This window comes from Shinella sp. SUS2 (assembly GCF_001262505.1).
Lineage (GTDB): Bacteria > Pseudomonadota > Alphaproteobacteria > Rhizobiales > Rhizobiaceae > Shinella.
Window position 1 is genome coordinate 25254 of sequence record NZ_KQ410738.1, and the last position, 23673, is coordinate 48926.

The 23673-nt window shown below is 64.2% G+C and carries 22 protein-coding genes; 7 read left to right on the plus strand and 15 right to left on the minus strand.

All coding sequences use genetic code 11. The features are described 5' to 3' along the window. Positions 1–14: 14 nt before the first annotated feature. The 4 genes from AKG11_RS23260 to AKG11_RS23275 all read right to left on the minus strand — a co-directional run bounded on the left by AKG11_RS23260 (position 15) and on the right by AKG11_RS23275 (position 4251). A complete protein-coding gene (locus AKG11_RS23260) occupies positions 15–1553 on the minus strand; it encodes a tripartite tricarboxylate transporter permease (RefSeq protein WP_050745621.1) in 1539 nt (512 codons plus the stop codon). A gap of 34 nt (positions 1554–1587) precedes the next feature. Further along, the gene (locus AKG11_RS23265) at positions 1588–2088 is read right to left on the minus strand and encodes a tripartite tricarboxylate transporter TctB family protein (RefSeq protein WP_050745622.1); all 501 of its coding nucleotides are present in this window, start codon (positions 2086–2088) and stop codon (positions 1588–1590) included. Between the two features lie 65 nt (positions 2089–2153). Beyond that, a complete protein-coding gene (locus AKG11_RS23270) occupies positions 2154–3146 on the minus strand; it encodes a Bug family tripartite tricarboxylate transporter substrate binding protein (RefSeq protein ID WP_023515995.1) in 993 nt (330 codons plus the stop codon). Between the two features lie 70 nt (positions 3147–3216). Next, positions 3217–4251, minus strand: coding sequence for a 4-hydroxythreonine-4-phosphate dehydrogenase PdxA (locus AKG11_RS23275; protein WP_050745623.1), 1035 nt, complete (start codon positions 4249–4251; stop codon positions 3217–3219). 187 nt (positions 4252–4438) lie between these two features. Here AKG11_RS23275 and AKG11_RS23280 point away from each other — a divergent pair, with 187 nt between their 5' ends. The 6 genes from AKG11_RS23280 to AKG11_RS23305 all read left to right on the plus strand — a co-directional run bounded on the left by AKG11_RS23280 (position 4439) and on the right by AKG11_RS23305 (position 10983). After that, the gene (locus AKG11_RS23280; RefSeq protein WP_050745624.1) at positions 4439–5140 is read left to right on the plus strand and encodes a GntR family transcriptional regulator; all 702 of its coding nucleotides are present in this window, start codon (positions 4439–4441) and stop codon (positions 5138–5140) included. A gap of 456 nt (positions 5141–5596) precedes the next feature. After that, a complete protein-coding gene (ytfQ, locus tag AKG11_RS23285; protein ID WP_050745625.1) occupies positions 5597–6559 on the plus strand; it encodes a galactofuranose ABC transporter, galactofuranose-binding protein YtfQ in 963 nt (320 codons plus the stop codon). A gap of 106 nt (positions 6560–6665) precedes the next feature. Further along, positions 6666–8186: a galactofuranose ABC transporter, ATP-binding protein YtfR gene (gene ytfR, locus AKG11_RS23290; RefSeq protein WP_050745626.1), complete on the plus strand. Its 1521-nt coding sequence runs from the start codon at positions 6666–6668 to the stop codon at positions 8184–8186. Further along, positions 8183–9208, plus strand: coding sequence for an ABC transporter permease (locus AKG11_RS23295; protein ID WP_050745627.1), 1026 nt, complete (start codon positions 8183–8185; stop codon positions 9206–9208). The genes ytfR and AKG11_RS23295 overlap by 4 nt, the downstream gene beginning before the upstream one ends. Next, entirely contained in the window at positions 9205–10173 is a 969-nt protein-coding gene (gene yjfF / locus AKG11_RS23300; protein WP_050745628.1) for a galactofuranose ABC transporter, permease protein YjfF, read from the plus strand. The genes AKG11_RS23295 and yjfF overlap by 4 nt, the downstream gene beginning before the upstream one ends. An 87-nt stretch (positions 10174–10260) precedes the next feature. Further along, positions 10261–10983: a FadR/GntR family transcriptional regulator gene (locus AKG11_RS23305; RefSeq protein ID WP_037406640.1), complete on the plus strand. Its 723-nt coding sequence runs from the start codon at positions 10261–10263 to the stop codon at positions 10981–10983. 16 nt (positions 10984–10999) lie between these two features. Here the strand turns inward: AKG11_RS23305 and AKG11_RS23310 are convergent, their stop codons facing one another. From AKG11_RS23310 to AKG11_RS23355, 11 genes are all read right to left on the minus strand, one after another. Then, the gene (locus AKG11_RS23310) at positions 11000–11704 is read right to left on the minus strand and encodes a cytochrome c3 family protein (protein ID WP_278025897.1); all 705 of its coding nucleotides are present in this window, start codon (positions 11702–11704) and stop codon (positions 11000–11002) included. A 2-nt stretch (positions 11705–11706) separates the two neighbouring features. Further along, entirely contained in the window at positions 11707–12198 is a 492-nt protein-coding gene (locus AKG11_RS23315; protein ID WP_023514111.1) for a nitrate reductase cytochrome c-type subunit, read from the minus strand. Further along, positions 12168–14672, minus strand: coding sequence for a periplasmic nitrate reductase subunit alpha (gene napA / locus AKG11_RS23320; protein WP_050745629.1), 2505 nt, complete (start codon positions 14670–14672; stop codon positions 12168–12170). Before napA ends, AKG11_RS23315 begins: the two co-directional genes overlap by 31 nt. Further along, positions 14647–14931 carry a chaperone NapD gene (locus tag AKG11_RS23325; protein ID WP_050745630.1) on the minus strand — a complete coding sequence of 95 codons (285 nt, stop codon included), beginning with the start codon at positions 14929–14931 and terminating at the stop codon, positions 14647–14649. Before AKG11_RS23325 ends, napA begins: the two co-directional genes overlap by 26 nt. Continuing rightward, on the minus strand, positions 14924–15424 hold the full coding sequence (napF, locus tag AKG11_RS23330) for a ferredoxin-type protein NapF (RefSeq protein ID WP_050745631.1): 501 nt from the start codon (positions 15422–15424) through the stop codon (positions 14924–14926). Before napF ends, AKG11_RS23325 begins: the two co-directional genes overlap by 8 nt. Before the next feature lie 9 nt (positions 15425–15433). After that, positions 15434–15625 (minus strand): periplasmic nitrate reductase, NapE protein, encoded by a 192-nt coding sequence (gene napE / locus AKG11_RS33780; protein WP_082342609.1) that lies wholly within the window; start codon positions 15623–15625, stop codon positions 15434–15436. A 504-nt stretch (positions 15626–16129) separates the two neighbouring features. Beyond that, positions 16130–17119: a phosphotransferase enzyme family protein gene (locus tag AKG11_RS23335; RefSeq protein WP_050745632.1), complete on the minus strand. Its 990-nt coding sequence runs from the start codon at positions 17117–17119 to the stop codon at positions 16130–16132. A gap of 4 nt (positions 17120–17123) precedes the next feature. After that, on the minus strand, positions 17124–18407 hold the full coding sequence (locus AKG11_RS23340) for an aspartate aminotransferase family protein (RefSeq protein WP_050745633.1): 1284 nt from the start codon (positions 18405–18407) through the stop codon (positions 17124–17126). Position 18408: 1 nt separating this feature from the next. Then, the gene (locus AKG11_RS23345) at positions 18409–19767 is read right to left on the minus strand and encodes an aspartate aminotransferase family protein (protein WP_050745634.1); all 1359 of its coding nucleotides are present in this window, start codon (positions 19765–19767) and stop codon (positions 18409–18411) included. Between the two features lie 11 nt (positions 19768–19778). Next, positions 19779–20432 carry an HAD family hydrolase gene (locus AKG11_RS23350; protein WP_023512494.1) on the minus strand — a complete coding sequence of 218 codons (654 nt, stop codon included), beginning with the start codon at positions 20430–20432 and terminating at the stop codon, positions 19779–19781. Further along, on the minus strand, positions 20429–21685 hold the full coding sequence (locus AKG11_RS23355) for a Tm-1-like ATP-binding domain-containing protein (RefSeq protein WP_050745635.1): 1257 nt from the start codon (positions 21683–21685) through the stop codon (positions 20429–20431). Before AKG11_RS23355 ends, AKG11_RS23350 begins: the two co-directional genes overlap by 4 nt. 579 nt (positions 21686–22264) lie before the next feature. Between AKG11_RS23355 and AKG11_RS23365 the strand changes: the two genes are divergently transcribed. Continuing rightward, the gene (locus AKG11_RS23365) at positions 22265–23671 is read left to right on the plus strand and encodes a pyridoxal phosphate-dependent decarboxylase family protein (protein ID WP_050745637.1); all 1407 of its coding nucleotides are present in this window, start codon (positions 22265–22267) and stop codon (positions 23669–23671) included. Positions 23672–23673 lie beyond the last annotated feature (2 nt).

Genomic DNA, 23673 nt, shown 5'->3' on the forward strand with positions numbered 1-23673 from the left:
GGGGCACCGGCGGATCAGACCGTCGGCGTGCCGCCCTGCGAGGATTTAGGAACGCCGAACCGCCGCCGACGCGAGACGCCGAGGAGCCAGAAGACGAGCGGCGAGAAGAGCAGCGCAAGACCGATCAGCATCAGCGTCGTCACCAGCCCGTTCGACCAGAAGACCGAAAGCTGGCCGCCGGACAGGAGCATGGACTGCCGAAAGGCATCCTCCGCCTTGTCGCCGAGCACCATGGCAAGAACCAGCGGGGCCAGCGGGTAGTCGAGCTTCTTGAAGACATAGCCGACGAGGCCGAAGAGAAGCACCAGCCACATGTCGCTGACGGCGTTGCCGACCTGGTAGGCGCCGGACAGGATGATCGCGACGATGATCGGCCCGATGATGGCGAAGGGCACGCGCAGGATCGACGCATAGAGCGGCACGGTGGCGATCACCAGCACTACGGCGACGATGTTGCCAAGATACATGGAGGCGATCAGGCCCCAGACGAAATCCGGCCGGTCGGTGAAGAGCGTCGGGCCGGGCGTGAGGCCCCAGATCATCAGGCCGCCCATCATGACGGCCGCGGTGGCCGAGCCCGGCACGCCGAGCGCCAGCATCGGCAGGAGGGCGGAGGTGCCGGCGGAATGGTCGGCCGTCTCCGGCGCCACGATGCCACGCGGATCCCCCTTGCCGAACTGCGACTTGTCGCGGGCCGAACGGCGGGCGACGCCGTAGCTCATGAAGGAGGCGGCCGTCGGCCCGGCGGGCGTGATGCCCATCCAGATGCCGATCAGCGTGGAGCGGGCGATGGTGAACCAGTAGCGCGGCATCTCGACCAGCGTGCGGCCGATCTCGCCGAGCTTGACGCGGGCCTTGATACCCTCGAAGCGCAGCCCCTCCTCCGTCGTCAGCAGCAGCTCGCCGATGCCGAATAGGCCCATGACGGCGATCAGGAACGAGACGCCCTTGATGAGTTCGGGAATGTCGAAGGTCAGGCGCAGGTTGCCCGAAATCGTATCCATACCGACGGAGGCGAGCGCGAAGCCGATCATCATGGAGACGAGCGTCTTGAACGGCGACTGGGCGCCCATCGAGATGAAGCTCGCAAAGGCGAGGAAATAGACGGCGAAATATTCCGGCGATGAGAAGCGCAGCGCGAAATTGGCAACCCAGCCGGAGAGCAGCGTGATCATCACGACGCCGGCAAGCGCGCCGAGGCCGGCCGAAACGAAGGCAAGCGTCAGCGCGCGGCTTGCCTCGCCCTTCTTGGCCATCGGATAGCCGTCGAAGGTGGTGGCGACGGAGGAGGGTTCGCCGGGAATGTTGAAGAGGATGGAGGTGGTGGAACCGCCGAAGAGCGCCCCCCAATACATGCACGAGAGCAGGATGATGGCCGAGATGGGATCCATCGAGAAGGTGAGCGGCAGGAGCAGCGACACGCCGTTCGGCGCGCCGAGGCCGGGCAGCACGCCAACCAGAATGCCGAGCGTAACGCCAAGCATCATGAGCAGGATGTGGTTGAAGCTCAGGATATGGCCGAAGCCATCCATGAGAAGACCGATATTTTCCATGTCTTTCCTCCGAAGACCGGCGCCTTCGCGCGGATCAGTAGATCCCGAAGAAGGCCTCGACCGGACCCTTCAGGAGCGGAACCTTGAAGCCGATCTCGAAAATGACGAAGAAGAAGAGGGCGACGCCGACGCCCGCGGCAAGGCTCGCCCACCACTTGTATCTGCCCTGGAAGGTCATCGTGCCGGCGATGTAGAGCGCCGTGCCGACATAGAGGCCGAGGAAGGTGGCGACCGCGGCGAAGGCAACAAGCGGCAGCAGGAAGCCGAGCACGACCTTGAAGCGCGCCATGTCGACGAAGATCTCGCCGCTGCCGCGATGCTTGACGACAGCATAGGCAAGGTTCATCGCGCTGCCGAAGACGATCAGGAGACCGATATAGAAGGGGAAATAGCCGGCATCCGGCCCCATCTCCGTCCAGCCCGCGCCGGCCTCGATCGAGCCGTAGGCGACGGCGATGCCGAAGGCGCCTGTCAGGAGTGCGACGCCCGTTTCCATGGCGAAACGGGAAAGCCCATTCGCGCTGTTCTCACGCATGGATCAGACCTTTCCGAAAGGGGTTGCGGATGCCGTGTCGGCATCCGCGCGGAACCTTGGGAGGTTCAGTTCGCAAGCCAGCCTTCGCGTTTCAGAACGGCGCTGACGGTGGCCTCGTCCTTCTTGATGAAGTCCGCAAACTCCGCGCCGCTCATATAGGTGCCGGACTGCGAGGTGTCGGCAAGATATTTCTGCCATTCCGGCGTCTCGGACACCTTCTTCAGGACATCCGCATAAAAGCTGACGACATCGGACTCGACGCCGGCGGCAAGCCACACGGTGCGGGGCATGGCGTAGTTGTCGATGGCGATGCCGCTGTCCTTGCAGGTCGGGATGTCGGCCCAGCCCTGGTCGCCGGCCACCTTCGCATCGCTCTTCAGCTTTTCCGATTTGAAGACGCAGACCGGCTTGACCATGCCGGCCTGCCACTGGCCGAGATTCTCGCTCGGATTGTTGACATTCGCCGCGACGTGATCGCCGGCGAGCTGAACGGCCGCCTCCCCGCCGCTCTTGAAGGGAACGTAGCCGATATCGGAGCCGGTCGCCTCGTTGATCATGGAGGTGAGGATCTGGTCGACATCCTTGGACTGGCTGCCGGCAACCTTGAGCGTGCCCGGCGCCGCCTTGGCTTTCTCGACGAAGTCGGCAGCCGTCTTGATGTCGGACTTGCCGTTGACCCAGAGCACGAATTCGTCGGAAGCGAGCGCGGCGACCGGCGTCAGGTCGGCTGCGGTGTAGGGCACCTTGGCGCGCACGGGCAGCAGATAGGCATTGTTCGTGCCGAAGGTCAGCTTGTGGGCGTCGCCCTTTGCCGTCGCGGCATAGACGAAGCCTTCAGCACCACCGGCACTGCCCTTGTTCGTCACCACCACCGGCGCCTTCATCAGCTCGTACTTGGCGATGATCGACTGGATGGTGCGGGCGAAGATATCGGTGCCGCCGCCGGGGCCGGCCGTGACGACGAATTCGACGGGGCGCTCCGGCTCAAAGGCAAAGGCCGGCAGCGCGACCCCCGATGCAGCCGCGACGATGCAGGCAATGGTAAGGGACTTTTTCATCTTGCTCCTCCGTTGGGATGATCCCGGCACGAACCTCCTCCGTGCCGGTATACCTCAAAATTTCGATCGATCAGGCGGCCGCCGAAAGCGCGGCGGCCTTTCTCGCCATGCGCGCGGCCAGAAGCAGCGCCTCGCGGCTCGCCCCGACATCGGCAATGCCCCTTCCGGCGATATCGTAGGCCGTGCCGTGGGCCGGCGTGCAGAGCGGGAACGGCAGGCCACCCATCATGGTGACGCCCTTGTCGAAGCCCATGAGCTTCATCGCGATCTGGCCCTGGTCGTGATACATGGTCATGACCGCCTGGAAGCCGTCTTTCAGGGCGCGCAGGAAGACGGTATCGGCCGGGAACGGACCCTCGACATCGAAGCCCCGCGCCTTCGCCGCGGCGACCGCGGGCTCGATGATGTCGATCTCCTCCATGCCGAAGGAACCGCCGTCGCCCGCATGCGGATTGAGGCCGGCGACCGCGATCTTCGGATTGTCGTAGCCCGCATTCTTCAAGCAATTGCTGGTCAGCTCGATCTCGGCGAGGATCGCCTCGAGCGAAAGCGCCGCCGCCACGTCCTTCAGCGGAATGTGCGAGGTGACACGCGCATTCCAGACCTTTTCCAGCACGTTGAATTCGCGGACCTTTCCGGTGAAGCCGATGACGTCGGCGACGAAGCGGATCTCGTCGTCATAACCCGGATAGGCGTAGCGCATGGCCTTCTTGTTGAAGGGCGTGAAGCAGACGGCACCAGCCTTGCCCTGGTCGGCAAGCTGCAACGCTGTGCGGAAATTGGCGGTGGCAAAGGTGCCGCCGGCAAGCGTCGCCTCGCCGCGCACCACATCCGCCGGGTCGAGATGAGCAAGATCGATGAAGACATGGCGCTCGCCGCTCGCCGCACCGAAGGTCTCGAGCGTTGCGGTTTCCAGGTCGAGATCGATGCCAGCCGCCTTGGCGCCCTCATCGAGAATACGGCGATCGCCAATGACCACGAGATGGGCCGCGGCCTTGACATCGTCGAGCGCGATGATGCGGGCGGTCAGCTCCGGGCTGATACCGGCCGGATCGCCCATGGCGAGCGCGATAACGGGGCGCGCGTCTTTTGCGCTCTCGGTCATGATGAAACTCCTCCGCTGCATTCTGTATGCAGCCTTCATACGGCATCAAAAATGCTGCATCAAGTCTTTTGTATTCTGTATGCAGCATTTTTTATTGACGCCACCGCCCGGGCTCTTCATGCTCGCACCAAATCGCCAACGCGGCCGGCGCCCTCGGGCTGGACTTGAAAGACGCAAGATCAAAGACATGGATGAGATCAGAAGCTTGGGGCTCCCGGAAGGCAGCCTGCCGGAACCGATCCGCCGCACGGCCCTGCACGACACGCTCGTCAGCCGTCTGCGCGACATGATCATCGAAGGGCACCTCTCCCCCGGAACGCGCCTCAACGAAGGTCAGCTCGGCCAGATGCTCGGCGTCTCGCGGACGCCCTTGCGCGAGGCCATCAAATATCTTGCGAGCGAAGGTCTGGTCGAACTCGTTCCCAGCCGCGGCGCGGTCGTGAAGCGTTTCGGGGCGAAGGACGTCAAGGACATGCTGTCGGTCCTCGCCACGCTGGAGGAGCTGGCCGGCAGGCTTGCCTGCGCGAGCGCGCGCGACGAGGAGATCGCGGAAATCCGCCGTCTGCACGATGACATGGTCCGGCATTACAAGGCAGGAGACCGCCTGGAATATTACAAGCTCAACCAGGCGATCCACACGCGCATCGTTGCCATTTCCGGCAATGCCGCCCTCGCGGAGGTGCACGGCATGCTGCAGACCCGGCTGAAGCGCATCCGCTTCGTCGGCCATGAAGGTCCGGAGAAGTGGGCTGCCGCGGTCGGCGAACACGAGGAAATGGTGGCAGCGCTGGAAGCGCGCGATGCCGGCCGCTTGTCCGAAGTTCTCGGACGCCACCTGAAGAAGGCCTGGGAGCGCGTCAGCGAAACGCTGGAAGGCTCCAGCCGGTAGGAGCCGTCACCACCTTAACGGCCTCGGTGTTTCGCCTTACCCTGACGGCGGCGCCTCCCTTGCCGCTGCGCCCATGCGAGGCAAATCCACGTCGAATTTTTCTTGCGGCATGCGCAACGCCGACAGCAGGTTCCAATTGCGGATTGGACCTCCACGGCACGGCTATCGCCAATCCGCCGCCCTGCCCTCCCCTCCCTCTTGCTCGACAAGACGGATCCACAAGCGGCCTCGACGTTCGATCCCCATACGCGCAGCGATTTTACGGCTGAGCCGGCGATTTCTCGCACCAGCCGGCAACGCCTTGAAACACCTCACCAAAGCCACCCCGCGGTTGGCACCCACTGGCCCTTTCGGGCAAGGAAAATCGCGGCCCCGCAAATTTGATGGTTTACAATAGTAATACAATATGATGTTTTACCCGCGCTGCTGAGGAGCAGCTTTCTTTGGGAGGACATCATGAAATTCAAAATCGCACTCGCGAGTGCCACGATCCTTGCTGCCTCGATGTTCAGCGCCGCATCCGCCGCCGAGCTGACCGTGGGCTTTTCGCAGATCGGGTCCGAGTCCGGCTGGCGCGCCGCCGAGACGACGCTCACCAAGCAGCAGGCCGAGCAGCGCGGCATCGACCTGAAATTCGCCGATGCGCAGCAGAAGCAGGAAAACCAGATCAAGGCGCTGCGCTCCTTCATTGCGCAGGGTGTCGATGCCATTCTCGTCGCCCCGGTCGTGGCAACCGGCTGGGACGAGGTGCTGCAGGAAGCCAAGGATGCGGAAATCCCGGTCATCCTGCTCGATCGCACGGTCGATGCCTCTGAGGACCTGTACCTGACAGCCGTCACCTCCGACCTCGTGCACGAGGGCAATGTCGCCGGCAAATGGCTGGTCGACACCGTCGCCGGCAAGCCGTGCAATGTCGTCGAACTCCAGGGCACGACCGGTTCCTCGCCGGCCATCGACCGCAAGAAGGGCTTTGAGGAGGCGCTGGCCGGCAAGGACAACCTGAAGATCATTCGCAGTCAGACCGGCGACTTCACCCGCACCAAGGGCAAGGAAGTCATGGAAAGCTTCCTGAAGGCGGAAGACGGCGGCAAGAACATCTGCGCGCTCTACGCCCACAACGACGACATGGCCGTCGGCGCGATCCAGGCGATCAAGGAAGCCGGCCTGAAGCCGGGCACGGACATCCTCGTCGTCTCGATCGACGCCGTACCCGACATCTTCCAGGCGATGGCCGCCGGCGAAGCCAATGCCACGGTCGAGCTGACGCCGAACATGGCAGGCCCCGCCTTCGACGCGCTTGATGCCTTCCGCAAGGACGGCAAGGCACCGCCGAAGTGGATCCAGACGGAATCGAAGCTCTATACGCAAGCTGACGATCCGGCGAAGGTCTATGAGGAGAAGAAGGGCCTCGGCTACTGATCTCTCTCTGGAGCCCCGCATCCGGCCACCGGCCGGCGCGGCGCACTGCCAGGCCCGCCGCCTCTCCTGGAGGCGGCGGGCGGCCATCCACATCCGGGTCGGGATCATGCAGCCTGCCAGTTCCTACATTCTCTCGGCGGCGGGGATCGACAAGATCTTCCCAGGCGCCAAGGCACTGAGCCGCGTCGATTTCTCTCTGCGGCGCGGCGAGGTGCATGCGCTGCTCGGCGAAAACGGCGCCGGCAAGTCGACGCTCGTCAAGTGCCTCACCGGCGCCTATCGCCGGGATGGCGGACACATCCTCGTCGATGGCGCCGACGTTGATCCGCAAAGCACGCTGGAGGCCCAGAACCTCGGCATCGGCACCGTCTACCAGGAAGTGAACCTGCTTTCGAACCTGACAGTCGCCGAGAACCTTTTCCTCGGTCGTCAGCCAAGACGTTTCGGTCTTATCGACACCCGCGAGATGAACCGCCGGGCGAGAGCGCTGCTTGCCGAATACGATCTCGACATCGACGTCACCGCCGAGCTTGCTGCCTATTCCGTCGCGGTACAGCAGGTCGTCGCCATCGCCCGCGCAGTCGACCTGTCGGGCAAGGTGCTGATCCTCGACGAGCCAACCGCCAGCCTCGACACGCACGAAGTGGCGATGCTGTTTGGCATTGTGCGTCGGTTGAAGGCGCGCGGCCTCGGCATCGTCTTCATCACCCACTTCCTCGAGCAGGTCTACGAGATTTCCGACCGCATCACCGTGCTGCGCAACGGCCAACGCGTCGGCACACGCGAGACGGCAGACCTGCCGCGCCGCGACCTGATCGCCATGATGCTCGGCCGCGAACTGGTGCAGGAAGTTTCGGCTGAACATGGCGCAAAGGCCGAGGCCCGCGCGGTCCGCTTCCGCTTCCGCAATTTCGGCCGCAAGGGCCATATCCAGCCGTTCGACCTCGATGTCGGCGCCGGCGAGGTCGTCGGCATTGCCGGCCTGCTCGGCTCCGGCCGCACGGAAACCGCCGAGATCCTCTTCGGCGCCGAGCGCGCCGACAGCGGCACGGCGGAGGGCGACGGCCGGGCACTCGACCTCTCATCCCCCCGCGCCGCCATCCGCGAGAAATTCGGCTTCTGCCCGGAAGACCGCAAGATCGACGGCATCATCGGCGACCTCTCCGTGCGCGAGAACATCGCACTCGCCCTCCAGGCCCGCCGCGGCTGGGCGCGGCCGATCAGCCGTGGCGAACAGGACCGGCTGGCGGACCACTACATCAAGGCGCTCGACATCCGCACGAGCGATCGAGAGAAGCCGATCAAGCTGCTTTCCGGCGGCAACCAGCAGAAGGCGATCCTCGCCCGCTGGCTCGCCACCAACCCGGACTTCCTCATCCTCGACGAGCCGACGCGCGGCATCGATGTCGGCGCGCATGCGGAGATCATCCGGCTCATCGAATCCCTCTGCGAGAAAGGCATGTCGCTGATCGTCATCTCCTCCGAACTCGAAGAGCTGGTCGCCTATTCCAGCCGCGTCATCGTGCTGCGCGACCGGGCGCATGTCGCCGAACTCACCGGCAGCGCGGTCACCACGGACGGCATCGTCGAGGCGATCGCTACCTCCACCTGCAGGACCGACGCATGAACGCGACCGTAAAAACCTACGCCATCAGGCTCTTTCCGCAGATCGCAGCGCTCGCCATCATCCTCCTGATGGTGTCGATCGCCTTTCCGGGTTTCTTTCGCCTCGAAATGCAGAACGGCCGTCTCTATGGCAGCGTCATCGACATCCTCAACCGCGGCACGCCGGTGGCGCTGCTGGCGATCGGCATGACTATCGTCATCGCCACCAAGGGCATCGACCTGTCGGTCGGCGCCATCATGGCGATCTGTGGGGCAGTGGCCGCCGCCTGCATCACGGAAGGTTACGGGCTGGTGGCGACGCTCACCATCACCATCGGCACAGGACTTCTCTGCGGCCTGTGGAACGGCGTCCTCGTTGCCGTGCTCGATATTCAGCCGATCATCGCGACCCTGGTGCTGATGGTCGCCGGACGCGGCATCGCCCAGCTCATCACCGAAGGGGCGATCCTCACCTTCAACGATGCCGGTCTCATCTTCATCGGCAGCGGCTCGTTTCTCGGCCTGCCCATGCCGATCCTCATCTGGCTCGTCTTCGGCCTTGCCGTGGCCATGCTCGTGCGCCGCACGGCGCTCGGCATGCTCATCGAGGCGCTCGGCGTCAACCGGCGCGCCTCCACGCTCTCGGGCGTCTCCACCGGCGTGCTGCTGATCGCCGCCTATGTGCTCTCGGGCCTCTGCGCCGCCCTCGCCGGCATCATCGCCGCCGCCGATATCCGTGGCGCGGATGCCAACAATGCCGGCCTCTGGCTGGAGCTCGACGCGATCCTCGCGGTCGTCGTCGGCGGCACCTCGCTGCTCGGCGGGCGCTTCTCCATCGCCGCCTCGCTGCTCGGCGCCCTCATCATCCAGTCGATCAACACCGGCATCCTCTTGTCCGGCTTCCCGCCCGAGTTCAACCTGATCATCAAAGCGGCGATCATCGTTCTGATCCTCGTCATCCAGTCGCCGCGCGCACAGTCGGCCTTCGTCTTCCTCTCCCGCGCGCAGGCGGCGGCAAGCAAGACCGGCGAGGAGACGAAATGAACCCGCGTTATCTTCCCCTCACCGCTACGATTGCGATCTTCCTCATCGCCTATGCCGTCTGCTTCGCGCAGTACCCCAACATGCTGTCGACGCGGGTGATCGGCAACCTCCTGACCGACAATGCCTTCCTCGGAATCGCGGCGGTCGGAATGACCTTCGTGATCCTGTCGGGCGGCATCGATCTATCGATCGGTGCGATCATCGCCTTCACGGGCGTGCTTCTCGCCGTGCTGTTGCAATCGACGGCGATCCATCCGCTTGCCGCCTTCGTGCTGGCGCTTCTCATCACCACCGCCTTTGGCGCTTTGATGGGTGCGATCATCCATCACCTCGAAATGCCGCCCTTCATCGTCACGCTCGCCGGCATGTTCCTGGCGCGCGGCATGGCCTTCGTGCTGTCGATCGATTCCATCCCGATCAAGCACCCCTTCTACGCTACCCTGAAGAGCGTCTACTACAAGCTGCCCGGTGGCGGGCGCATCACCCTCATCGGCGGGCTGATGCTCCTCGTCTTCGCTGCCGGCATTCTGATCGCCCACCGCACCCGCTTCGGCGCCAACATCTACGCGCTCGGCGGCAGCACGGCGACGGCACGGCTGATGGGCGTGCCGATCGGGCGCACGACAGTGATGATCTATGCCCTTTCCGGTTTTCTTGCAGGGCTTTCCGGCATCGTCTTCTCGCTCTACACCTCTGCCGGTTATTCGCTTGCCACCGTCGGCGTGGAGCTCGACGCGATCGCCGCGGTCGTGATCGGCGGCACACTGCTGACCGGCGGCTCCGGCTTCGTCGCCGGCACATTGGTCGGCATCCTCATTCAGGGCCTCATCCAAACCTACATTACCTTCGATGGATCGCTGTCGAGCTGGTGGACGAAGATCCTGATCGGCCTGTTGCTGTTCGCCTTCATCCTGCTCCAGAAGGGCCTGATCCTCGTGGCGGATCGGCGGAGGCGACATGCCTGAAACGCATCCTGCCGCCTTCGCCCGTATCCGAAACCCCGACGGCTAGGCGGAGATGAACCGGTGCGCAAGAAGGGCCTGCTCGAAACGATGATGAACGGACCCGTGGCCAGCACCAGCCACTCGCAGGTCGTGGGTGAACTCGGCAGGGCGATCGTCGCCGGCGAATTTGCAGTTGGCGCCACGCTGCCGGGCGACGCGGAACTCGAGGCCCGCTTCGGCGTCTCGCGCACGGTGCTTCGCGAAGCGATGAAGACGCTGGCAGCCAAGGGGCTCGTCGTTCCCCGCGCCCGCATCGGCACGCGCGTCACGGCAAAGACCCAGTGGAACCTCTTCGACAGCGACATTCTTACCTGGCACTTCGCCGTCGGTGTGGACGAGCAGTTCCTCGTTCACCTCAGCGAGATCCGCCTCGGTTTCGAGCCACAGGCCGCCGCCCTCGCCGCCCGCCACGCGAGCGAGACCGACATCAACCAGATGATGCTGCTTGCCGTCGCCATGGGCGATCCGGCCCACACACCGGAAACCCTGGCGCTCGCCGATCTTCGTTTCCATCTCAGCGTGATCGACGCCGCGCGCAATCCTTTCATGCGTACGGTGGGCAGCCTCATCGAGGCAGCGCTGGCCGGCATCTTCAAGCTCTCTTCGCCCGCCGCCGACCAAATCAAGATCGGCGACGTCGCCGCGAGCCATATGCGTATCGTCGAGGAAATTCGCCGGCGCGACGAAGACGGCGCCCGGCGTGCCATGGAAACGGTTATCCGCGTCGGCCGCAACCGCCTGACGGACACGCTGGCGCGGAAGCAGCCGTAGCGCTCAAGTCCCGCAATTAGAACGTCATTGCCCCATGCGCGCTTGCCACCGCCTTGCGCAAGTCCTCGATCGCGCCGTTGGATGCCGTGGGACGCTCCTTGCCCTCCAGCTCGCGCGGCATCTTCCAGCCGGGATCGACGCCTTCCATGTTGGGCAGTTCGTGAGCGATACCCTTGTGGCAGTCGATGCAGGTCGCCTTGCCGGGCAGGAGGAACTTGGCATGGATGTCCGCCGCACGCTGGGTCTGCTTGGTGAAATCCATCGCCACGGACGAATGGCAGTTGCGGCATTCCAGACTGTCATTCGCCTTCAGCCGCGCCCATTCGTGCTGGGCAAGCTCCAGCCGCTTGTCGAGGAATTTCTCGCGCGTGTTGATCGTGCCGAAGATCTTGCCCCAGACCTCCTTCGATGCCTGCATCTTGCGGGCGATCTTGTCGGTCCACTCATGCGGCACATGGCAATCCGGACAGGAGGCACGCACGCCGGAGCGGTTGGTGAAATGCACCGTATTGGTTAGTTCCTGATAGACGTTGTCCCGCATCTCATGGCACGAGGTGCAGAATGTCTCCGTGTTCGTCAGCTCCAGCGCCGTGTTGAAGGCACCCCAGAACATGACCCCGCCGACAAAGCCGCCAAGCGTCAGGAAGGCGAGGCTGAGCGTTGCCGCGGGCGTGGTAAGCATGGTCCAGACCCAGGCGATCAGTGCCTTGATGCGCGCCACCATCACTCGCTTCCCGCCTTTGTGACACCCATCTCGCTCATGTCCTTGAACGTGTTCTCGACGAGCGGCTTCCTGTCGGCCTGCGGCACATGGCAGGCGGTGCAGAAGTAGCGCCGCGGCGAGACGTCCGCGAGCATCTGGCCCTCGCGCGTCATGTAGTGGGTGATGCTGATCATGGGCGCGCCGGCATCCTGCGAGAATTCACGCTTGTGGCAGGAAAGACAGCGGTTGGCATTGACCGACAACTGGTAGCCGTCGATCGAGTGCGGGATGACCGGCGGCTGTTCCGGGTAGGCGCGCATGCGCCTGATATCGTCGACGATCCATTTCGGCAGGGGATCGGCCGGCAGGGTCTGCATCGCGTCCCCCTGCGGGCCGGAAAGCTGCGGCACCATCTGCGCCATGGCCCCGGTGGCAAGCACCGCAACGCCGATCGCGGCGAAAATCCATCCGGGGCTCGGGGTCAGGCGACGGGTTCGATCTTGACTGCGCATTTCTTGAAATCCGTCTGTTTCGAGATGGGGTCGGTGGCGTCGAGCGTAACCTTGTTGATGAGCTGGCTGGCATCGAACCACGGCACGAAGATCACGCCCGGCGGCATGCGGTTGCGTCCGCGCGTCTCGACGCGCGAGCGGATCTCGCCGCGCCGGGAGATGATGCGGATTTCCGATCCCTGGTTGAGGCCGCGCTTGCGCGCATCGTCGGCATTCATGAAGCAGCGCGCGCCGGGGAAGGCCTTGTAGAGCTCTGGCACGCGCATGGTCATCGAGCCGGAATGCCAATGCTCCAGCACGCGTCCCGTGACGAGCCAGGTGTCGTACTCGTTGTCGGGGGATTCGGCCGGCGGCTCGTAGGGCACGGCGATGATCGCCGCCTTGCCGTCCTTGTTGCCATAGAATTTCACCCCTTCGCCGGCCTTCACATAGGGATCGTAACCCTCACGGTAACGCCACAGCGTCTCCTTGCCGTCGACCACCGGCCAGCGCAGACCGCGCACCTCGTGATAGGTGTCGTAAGGCGCAAGATCGTGGCCATGGCCGCGGCCGAAAGCAGCATACTCCTCGAACAGCCCTTTCTGCAGGTAGAAGCCGAACTGCTGCGCCTCGTTGTTGGCGTGGTCGGGACTGATCTCGCTGACGGGAAACTTCGCCACATCGCTCTCGGCAAACAGCACCTGGTAGAGCGTCTTGCCCTTGTAGGCGGGGTTGGCCGCCAGGATCTCCGCCGGCCAGACCTCGTCCGTGGCGAAGCGCTTGGAGAACTCGACCATCTGCCAGAGATCGGACCGCGCCTCGCCCGGCGCTTGCACAAGCTGATGCCAGACATGGGTTCGTCGCTCGGCATTCCCGTAGGCGCCCTCCTTCTCCACCCACATGGCGGCTGGGAGGATGAGGTCCGCGCTCATCGCCGTGATCGTCGGATAGGCATCCGACACGACAATGAAGTTCTCCGGGTTGCGATAGCCCTTGTAGGTCTCGTTCGAGGTGTTCGGACCGGCCTGGACGTTGTTGTTGACCTGCACCCAGTAGAAATTGAGCTTGCCGTCGCGAAGCATGCGGTCCTGCTGGACGGCGTGGTAGCCGGGCTTTTCCGGGATGAGCCCGTGCGGCACGCGCCAGATTTCTTCCGCATGCTTGCGGTGTTCCGGGTTCGTCACCACCATGTCGGCCGGCAGGCGGTGGGCGAAGGTTCCGACCTCGCGCGCCGTGCCGCAGGCCGACGGCTGGCCGGTCAGCGAGAACGGACTGTTGCCGGGCTCGGAGATCTTGCCCGTCAGAAGATGGAGGTTATAGACCATCTGGTTCGCCCAGACGCCGCGCACATGCTGGTTGAAGCCCATGGTCCAGAGCGACATGACCTTGCGGCCCGGGTCGGCATAGAGCTCGGCGAGTTGCTTGAGGAAGCCAGCCTCGACGCCGGTCATCTCGACCGCCTTTTCCAGCGTGTATTCGGCAACGAAGGCCTTGAAGGCCTCGTAGTCCATCGGTTCCGTCTTGCCCGGATCGGCGGAATTGGCCGCCTTGACCTCCACCGGGTCGTCCGGCCTGAGGCCATAGCCGATATCGGTGACGCCGCGCACGAACTTCGTGTGGTTGCGTACGAAATCCTCGTTCACCCGGCCGGACTGGATGATGTGGTTGGCGATATAGTTGAGGATCACCAGGTCCGTGCCCGGCTTGAAGACCATCGGGATGTCGGCAAGGTCCATGCTGCGATGGGTGAAGGTGGACAAAACGGCCACGCGCACATGCTCGTTGCCAAGCCGCCGGTCGGCGATGCGCGTCCACAGGATCGGGTGCATCTCCGCCATATTCGAGCCCCAGAGCACGAAGGCATCGGCATGCTCGAAGTCGTCGTAGCAGCCCATCGGCTCGTCCATGCCGAAGGTGCGCATGAAGGCGACGGCGGCAGAGGCCATGCAGTGGCGGGCGTTCGGGTCGAGATTGTTCGAGCGGAAGCCGGCGCGCATCAGCTTGGTCGCGGCATAGCCCTCGAAGATCGTCCACTGACCGGAACCGAACATGCCGACAGCGGTTGGCCCCTTTTCCTTCAGCACCTTCTTGGCCTGGTCGGCCATCACGTCAAAGGCCTCTTCCCAGGTCACCGGCTCGAACTCGCCGTCCTTGGCATAGACGCCGTTTCGCTTGCGCAGAAGCGGCGCTGTCAGGCGGTCCGTACCGTACATGATCTTCGACAGGAAATAGCCCTTGATGCAGTTGAGACCGCGATTGACCTCAGCCTGCATGTCACCGTGCGTGGCGACGACCTTGCCCTCCTTGACGCCCACCATGACGCCGCAGCCGGTGCCGCAGAAGCGGCAGGGCGCCTTGTCCCATTTGATCTCCAGCGCGCTCACCCCGCCCGGAACCGGCTGGGCGGCGGCAGGCAGCGCGATGCCTGCCGCCGCCGCCGCAACGCCCGCCGCCTGGGCCTTCAGGATGTCACGCCGCGTCAGTTCGCTGCCCATGCACCTCGTCCTCTTCCAATTCGACATGCTCGAAAACCATGTTCGCCGCGATCACGCCGTCGAGGACGGAGATGCGCGTCAGCGTATCCCCGAGCACACCGGTGTTCGGCCCCTCTATGACGACGACGATCTTGCCTTTGTCCGCACCGTGCACCTCGACATTGTCGATGGTCGCAAGTGTCGCCAACACGCTGTCGAGCGCGCCCGGCTTCGTGGCGACCACAGCGCTGGAGATATGATGGCGCCGCTGTTCAGACATGGGCGGCCTCCGCGCCTCGCGGCGCGGTCGCAACCGCGCCGACGGGACAGACGGAAATGCAGGCGCCACAGCCCGTGCAGGCCTCGGCCGTCAGCTCCGGCACGAACGGCCCGCCACGCACCGGCCGAAAGCGAATGGCGCCGGTGGGACAGGCGTCACGGCAGGCCTGGCAATCAACCCCCTGGAACGGCAGGCAGGAAGGCCCGATGGCAACGGCATGATCGAAGCGGGCGGCAAGCCCATCGGTGAACACCGGCTCGGGACAGCTTTGCGCGCAGGCGCCGCAGAAAGTGCATTCCGCCACGGAAAAATCGAGAAGAGGCACTCCATCGACAAGACCGACAATGCCGGTCGGACAGTGTTCGACGCATTGCCCGCAGCCCGTGCAGTCTGCAAGCCCGCCTTCCGCAATCCCGGGCGGGCGAATACCGGCGACCGCGGCGCGCCTGCCACCGCTCAGAAACATCCGCCTGGAAAGGACTTGCTGCGTCATGACCGTCCCTCAATGACCGGGCGGACCCGGCGGGCCGTAGAGGATCTGAAACATCCAGACGAGGAAACCATAACCGCCGACCACACCGACAGCGACGATCGGCCAGATGCCGAAAGCAAGGACAAAGAACGTAACAAGCTCCCGTCGCCGTCGAGATACGGGTTGTTGCGGCGCCAGTTGTTCCGGGGCGACCTCAGACAAGGAACATGTCCTCCGATACCATTCAGTGCCGCAATACTAGCATTGCCCCCCCTGAAAATAAAGTGAAATAAATATTTCTATTTTACTCAAGAATACTTTTGCGCAATATCAATTGTCGATATATTCGTACAGATATAACGATTCAAAGAATTTCTTATAAAATGAATGAAAAATACAGAATTAAATGTCACGATCCGAGGCAAATATTAGACATTTGTCATTTCAGAGGAAAAACTATTCGCGGGGAAACAGGGTTTCTGGCCTGTCTTGGAGGAGCACGTCGCAGCTGCACCCCGGCAAACATCCGCCAGGCAGGGTGGCCATTCCGAATTCGCCCCCACGCATATTTCACCTCGCGGGTGCTCGTGGTGCCAGAAGGACAGGAGGCTGGACGTTGGAGCAACGCTTTTGCTGTCGCACGAATCCGCAGGCCGACTGAAGCCAGCGACCTTTCCATTCACGGCAATCCCGCTGATCGCATCGATCGGCGAGGGCACGCGCTCTTCAAACGCGAAGATCCTTCGCGAGCGTTTCGATGTCGCCGAGATACCGCCGCAAACGGGCGGGATTGTCGGGAAGCTCCGGTCGCGCGGCCGCCCAGCCGACATAGGTGAGCGCGCGCAGCAGCAGGAACAGCGGCAGGTGCTGGAAATCCGGTTCCGCCTGCGGCCGGACGGCAGTATAGCCTTCCAGCAAGGCCCCGCGCAGCTGCGGGTAGTCCGGCTCGTGCCTGTTGCGCAGCAGCGCGGTTGCCAGATCGAACAGCCGGAAACCGAAGCCGCAGTCGTCGAAGTCGATGAAGGCGACCGCGCCATCCGCCACGAGGACGTTTTCGCGCACGAGGTCGGCATGGATCAGGCCGTAGTCCAGACCTGGCGCCAGCGCCGAAAGCCGCGGCAGCAGACGGTCCCGCAGGCGCGCAAGGTCATCCCGCTGCGTCGGCGCAAGCAGCGGGCAATCCCAGAACCGGCCCCAGAAGGGCGCCTGCCCCAGCAACCCTTCGACATCCCAGGCCGGGCGCTCAAATCCCGCCGCCTGCACGAAACCATCGGCTACGTCGTGAAGGCGCGCCATTTCCTGCCCGATGACGCGAAAGAGCGCCGGGAGGTCGCGGCCGGTACGCGGAAGCGGAGCTCCGGTATCGCCGAGCGGCTCGCCCTCCATCCAGCCAATCAGATCGGCATAGTGCGGAGCAGAGCTCTCCGGAGAAGGCAGGACGGCGAGCAGGCTGCCATCCGCCGCGGCGATCGGCAGCGGCACGGCGATGCCTTTCTCACGCAGCAGCGCCATGAAGGCCAGTTCGGAGGCAAGCGCCACGGGCGAATGATAAGCAGGGCGGTGCAGCCGCAAGGCCGCCGGACGACCATCCCGCAGGCGGACCTTGAAGACCGCGTTCTCGCGGTATTTCAACAATTCAGGTACCTGGTCCGGCAGGTTCCAATGCGCAATGGCGCTCGCCGCCCGTGCCGTCAGGGTTGCGATCATGTCGTCCATCGCGTCACAGCCCACCCAGCACGTCGTCGAGCGCTGCCAGCATCAAATCGGCATTCTCCCGGGAGAAGGGCATGGGCGGGCGGATCTTTGTGGCGTTCTGGTGGATGCCGAGCTTGCCCATCAGCACACCACGCTCGCGCATGCCGTTGACGACCCGCGTGGCGATGTCCGAGGCGGGCGTCTTTTCCTGCCGGTCGAGCACCAGTTCGGCCCCGAAGAACAGGCCGCTGCCGCGCACATTGCCGATCAGCGGGTGTTTGTCCGCCAGCTTCTGCAACCCCGCGCAGGCATAGGCGCCGACATGAAGCGCGTTCTCCTGCAGCTTCTCCTCCTCCAGCACGTCGAGCACGGCCATCGCCGCAGCGCAGGATACCGGATTGCCGCCAAAGGTGTTGAAGTAGCGAAACGCCTTTCGAAACGCATTCAGCGTTTCGGATGCGGCGACGACACCACCGACCGGATGGCCATTGCCCATCGGCTTGCCGAGGGTGACGATATCAGGGAGGATGCCGGCCTTCTGGTGCCCCCAAAGGTGGGTGCCGGTGCGGCCGAAACCGGGCTGCACCTCGTCGCAGATGACAAGGCCCCCGGCCTTCCTTGCCGCCGCGACGGCGGGCGCCAGGAAGTCTTCCGGCAAGTCCGGAAAACCCTCATTGGCGAAGAACGGATCGATGATCAGCGCGGAAAAGCCGAAGGGACTTTCCTGCAGCGAGGCGATTGCCGCCTCCACCGCAGCGGCCCAGGCCTCGGCAAAGGCCTTGCCGCCCTCCCCGCCGAGCGGACGATAGGCATCCGGCGCCGGCACATGGCGGACGTGGCCACCGTAGCCGCCGACCGGCGGCATGCGCGTCGAGAGTTGCGAGACCGCCGTCGTGTTGCCATGATAGGTGAAATCGGTGGCGATGACGCCCGTCCTGCCGGTCACCGCCTGCGCCATGCGCAAGGCCACGTCGTTGGCCTCGCTGCCGGTGCAGGTAAGGATGGCCGTGTCGAGGCTCCTGTCGAAGGTCGCCGTCAGCCGCTCGACATAGTCAAGAATCCCTTCATGCAGGTAGCGTGTGTGGGTATTGAGCGTCGAGGCCTGCCGGCAGATCGCCTCGACCACCCGCGGATGGCAATGGCCGACATGCGGCACGTTGTTGTAGCAATCGAGATATTTGCGCCCGTCCGCATCCCACAGAAAGACGCCCTCGCCTCTGACCAGATGCACCGGGTCGTCATAGAAGAGCGACATGTTGCGGCCGAGCAGCTGCTCGCGGCGGGCGCGCAGGGCTTGTGCGCCGGTCATTCTAGCGCCCTTCCGCCGCACTGAGGCCGGCATCCAGCGCCGAGACGATCTTCTCTACATCAGCGGCCGTGATGACGAGCGGCGGCGAGATGATGACATTGCTGCCCGACGTGCGGACCATCACGCCCTCATCATAGGCAACATCGTAGACCTTCTGCACCACATCCTTGGCGGCTGCACTCTTCTTCGGGCGGTCGGAGACGAGCTCCAGCGCCGCCATCAGCCCCTTGCCGCGCACATCGCCGACCAGTTCGTGTTTGGCCTTCAGCCTCTCAAGACCGGCGATCAGCTCGACACCGCGTGCGGCCGCATTGGCGGCGGTGTCGACGCGGGCGGTTTCCTTCAGCGTCGCCAGTGCCGCCGCCGCGCCGACCGGATGGCCAGAATAGGTATAGCCGTGACCGATGGCGCCGAAGGCGTCCTTGTTGGCTTCGAAGGCATTGGCAACCTTGTCGGCGATCATCACCGCACCGAAGGGGAAGTAGCCGTTGGTGATCGCCTTGGCGGTGGTCATCATGTCGGGCTTGACGCCCCAGCCGCGCGAACCGGTCCAGGCGCCGGTGCGGCCGAAGGCGGTAATGACCTCGTCAGCGATGAGGAGAATGCCGTGCCTGTCGCAGATGGCGCGCATCAGCGGCATGAAAGTCTCGTGCGGCACGATGACACCGCCGGCGCCGAGCACCGGCTCCATGATGAAGGCGGCGATGGTGTCGGCGCCCTGGAAGGCAATCTCGTCCTCGAACTGGCGGGCGATCGCCTGGGCGATTTCAGCCGGGTCGCTGGTGTTGAAGGGGTTGCGATAGGGATAGGGCGCGGCAAGATGGAAGACGCCGGGCAGCAGCGGCTCGTAGTTGCGGCGGAAATTGGCGTTGCCGTTGACCGAGGCGCCGCCGAAATGCGTACCGTGATAGCCCTTCTTCAGCGCCACGAACTTGGTGCGCTCCGGCTGACCGTTGATCTTGTGGAACTGGCGCGCGAGCCTGAGTGCCGTCTCGACGGAATCCGAGCCGCCCGAGGTGAAGAACGCGCGGGTAAGGCCGTCCTCCTTGAAGAACGCCGCCAGCTCATAGGACAGTTCGATCAGCGGCGAATTGGTGGTGCCGCGGAAGGTGGAATAATAGGGCAGTTCGTCGAGCTGGTCGCGGATCGCCTTCTTCACCGGCTCGCAGGAATAGCCGAGGTTGACGTTCCACAGACCACCGACGGCATCCAGCACCGTCTTGCCGTGGATATCCACCACCGAAACGCCCTCGCCTGCATTGATGATGCGCGGGGGCTTGGCCTGCATTTCGGCCGGATGCGCCATGGGGTGCCAGAGATGGCGGGCGTTGTTCTCGATCAGGAAGTTGGAATCGCGCATGGGATATCCTTTCAAAGTCCAAGCATGTTCAGCGCCTGCGCGTAGCTTTCGGCAGGCCGGGTCACGTCGAAATGAACATGGGGAAGGCCGATGGCCACCGCACCCTCTATGTTCTTCTTCTGGTCATCGACGAAGACACAGTCGGCGCGGGCAAGCCCCAGTTCCGCCAGCACCTGTTCGTAGGCGCGTGGATCGGGCTTCAGGATCTTCGTGTATGTCGCATCGACGATGACATCGAAAAGGTCGATCAGCGGAAAGCGCTTGCGAAAGCTTTCGCCGTAGAAAAGGTCGAGTTCGTTGGAGAGGATGGCGAGCTTCAGCCCGGCCGCCTTGGCTTTCAGGATCGCATCGCGCGCCTCGGGACGCAGGACAAGCTCGGGATCCGCCCCGCGCGCCCGCTGCACGAAGGTCTTCATGTCCGTCCAGTTCTCGCCGAGCAGCGCGCCGACCTCCTGCGTGCGCGTCATCCAGTAATCGCGCTCGGTGATTTCTCGCGCCTGCAGCGATACCCACAGAGGGTCGGCAGCGGGGTCGAACGGACCGCGCCAGGTCAGCGTGCCGGCCGGCAGGCCGAGCGCACGCTCGGTAACGTCGTGCGTTTCGAACAGCGTGCGGGTGACGACACCGCCGAAATCGAGGATCAATGCCCGCTGCGCTTCCGTCATGCCTCCTGCCCCTTCTCGACGATGCCTTCGGCGACCCAGCGGTCGAAAACTTCTAGCGCTCTTGCGGCGAAGTCAGGAGCATTGATGTGCGCATCGACCTCTTCGAAGGCGACCGAGGCCGGCATGGCACGGCGCATCTCGTCGAGGAAGGCATCCAGCGCATCCGGTTCATGCAGCGGCTCGCCCTCCCGGTCCCATTCCTGGATGCCTTGTGTCGGCAGCAGGAAGGCGACCGGCGCACTCGCGCCTCCCAGCTTGGTGGCGACCACGCGGGCAACTGCGCGGCGCTCATCGGGCGAGACGGTGACGGAGGCAATCAGCCGGTTGTGTGCATGATAGGGCCGGCCGGCGAAGCGATCCGGCGTCTCCTGCCAGGCGGGCATATCCACCATATCGACCGCGCCGGGCGCGACAATCTGCGGAATGCCGGCGCGGCCTGCATTTTCCATACGGTCCGGCCCGGAGACGGCGACCGAGCCGTTCTGCGCATTGGTCACTTCCTGGACGCAAAAATCGAAGACGGCGGCAAAGCCCCGCTGCGCCGCGACCGCCTCATAGGCACGCCCGCCCATGCCTGTGGAATGGAAGACGGCAACGTCGTAGCCGCGCCGCTCCAGCTCCGGCTTTAACACCTTCATATAGCTGAGGCAGGAGGAGCCGAGCGAGGTCATGCCGACCAGCGGGCGCTGGCGGCCGGGCCGCTCACCAGCCTTGGCAGCGCCGACGACCGCGCCCGACGCCTGCGACAGCACCGCCCGGCAGATCGGATTGAGACCATAGAGCCCACCCGCCCACAGGATCATCATCAGGTCGGGCGCGATGCGCTCCGGCGGCAGGAGATGGGAATAGGCGATGGTGGAGACGATGAACTTCGGCACGCCGAGCGGCAGCACGGCTGCGACATCGAGCGCAAGGTCGGTGCCGAGCGAGCCACCAAGCGCGATCATGCCGTCCACCGCTCCTGCATCAGAGAGCCGGCGCACCAGCGCCGCCGCGCCCCTGGCCATCAGCGCCATAGCGGTGTTCTCGTCGCCGCTGCCAGTGATCGCCTCCATGGTGGTGCCGGCGGCGGCGGCGATGTCATGCTTGGAATGGCCCGGCACATAGGGCGGGTCGCCGAGCACGCTGACATCGACCAGAACGGGAACGCCACCGGCCTTGCCGATGACCTCGGCCATAAACAGCAGTTCCTCGCTCTTGGTGTCTCCGGTGCCGATCACCAGAATATGGGGCAGACGGGCGCTGGCGCTCATCGACCATTCCTCCTCGATTGAATGGCGGAACCGACCTTCCGGCCGACCTGATAGAATGCATTGGAACCAACCGATGCGTGGCCCGGCGCCCGGCGCCCCTGCACGAGAAGATACCCGGCGCCCGCTATCCGCGTCAGCCCCCTCCCCACGTCCTTCACGGACATGGCTTCCCGACCCATGCTGGCTGTGGCACTCATACCCGTTCTCTCCCCGTCAAGCCCGGCTCCCCTCAGGCGCTGTCGCGCGGTGTCACGACAGATACTTAACATGCGAATTAATCTGGCAGGAAGTTTGATCGTTTGCAAGTCTATATTTGAAGCTATGGTTTGTATAATGAACCGTTGGAATCCGTTCTACTTCTCCGATCCAGGCTCCTTCAAGCGGAAGCGACCAAAGGGACGCGGCCGAAAACCGGGGCACTCTTGACAGAAATTACCCCTTGATTAACGTGTTAATTAACCTCAATCCGGCACATCTGCCCCGGCGCATATGCGCGCCTATTGGCACAACATGCCGACAAGACATTGCAAATCGCAGGGCAAGCATCGAGAAATGCGCAACGCAAACAGGGAGCAAGACATGGATAGCGAGGAATTCCGCCGGTGGTCGCGCACGGTAGCCGATTGGGGCGCCGACTACCGGGCGGGCCTGCGCGACCGGCCGGTGCGGGCGCAGACGAAGCCTGGCGACATCGCCAGGCAGATCGCCGATACGGCCCCGGAAGGGGGCGAGGCGATGGAGGCGATTTTCGCGGATTTCGAGCGCATCATCCCCGATGGCCTCACCCATTGGCAGCACCCGCGCTTCTTCGCCTACTTTCCTGCCAATGCCGCGCCCGTTTCGGTGATCGCCGATTATCTCGTCACCTCCGTCGCGGCCCAATGCATGCTCTGGCAGACGTCGCCCGCCGCCACCGAGCTTGAAACGCGGGTGGTCGACTGGCTGCGCCAGGCGCTCGGTCTGCCGGATGGCTTTTCCGGTGTGATCCAGGATTCCGCCTCCACCGCGACGCTCGCCGCCGTGCTGGTCATGCGCGAGAAGGCACTCGGCTGGAAGGGCAACAGCGAGGGACTGGCGGCGCACGGCGCGGTGCGCGTCTATGCCTCGAAACAGGTGCACACCTCGATCGACCGGGCGATCTGGATTGCCGGCATCGGCGAGGCGAACCTCGTGCGCATTCCGACCAAGGGGCCGCTCAACGGCATGGACCCCGAGGCGCTCGACGCCGCGATCCGCGCGGACCTTGCCGCCGACCACGTCCCGGCCGGCATCATCGCCTGCACCGGCGGCACCTCCATCGGCGCCTGCGATCCGATCGGCGATGTGGCAACAGTGGCAAAGGCACATGGCCTCTACCTGCATGTCGATGCCGCCTGGGCGGGTTCGGCCATGATCTGCCCGGAATTCCGCAGCCTCTGGGAGGGCATCGAGGCCGCCGATTCCATCGTCTTCAATCCGCACAAATGGCTCGGCGCCAACTTCGACTGCTCGGTGCAGTTCATCCGCAGTCCCGAGGACCAGGTGCGCACGCTCGCCATCCAGCCGGAATACCTGAAGACGCACGGCCATGACGGCATCATCAACTATTCCGAATGGTCCGTACCGCTCGGACGGCGCTTTCGCGCGCTGAAACTGTGGTTCCTGATGCGCTATCATGGCCTTGAAGGCCTGCGCACGATGATCCGCAACCACGTCGCCTGGTCGAGGGAACTGGCGGAGCGGCTTGCCGGGGAGCCGGATTTCGAGATCGTCAGCGAACCGGTGCTCTCGCTCTTCTCCTTCCGCCACACGGGCGGCGCAGAGGCCGACCAGCACAATATCGCCCTCGTCAACGCCATCAACGACGACGGACGTATCTACCTGACACAGACCCGCGTCGATGGACGCATCGCCATCCGTTTCCAGGCCGGCCAGTTCGAGATGACCCGCGACGACGCGGACACCGCCTTCGCGGTCATTACGGAAATCGCCCGCTCGCTGACATGACA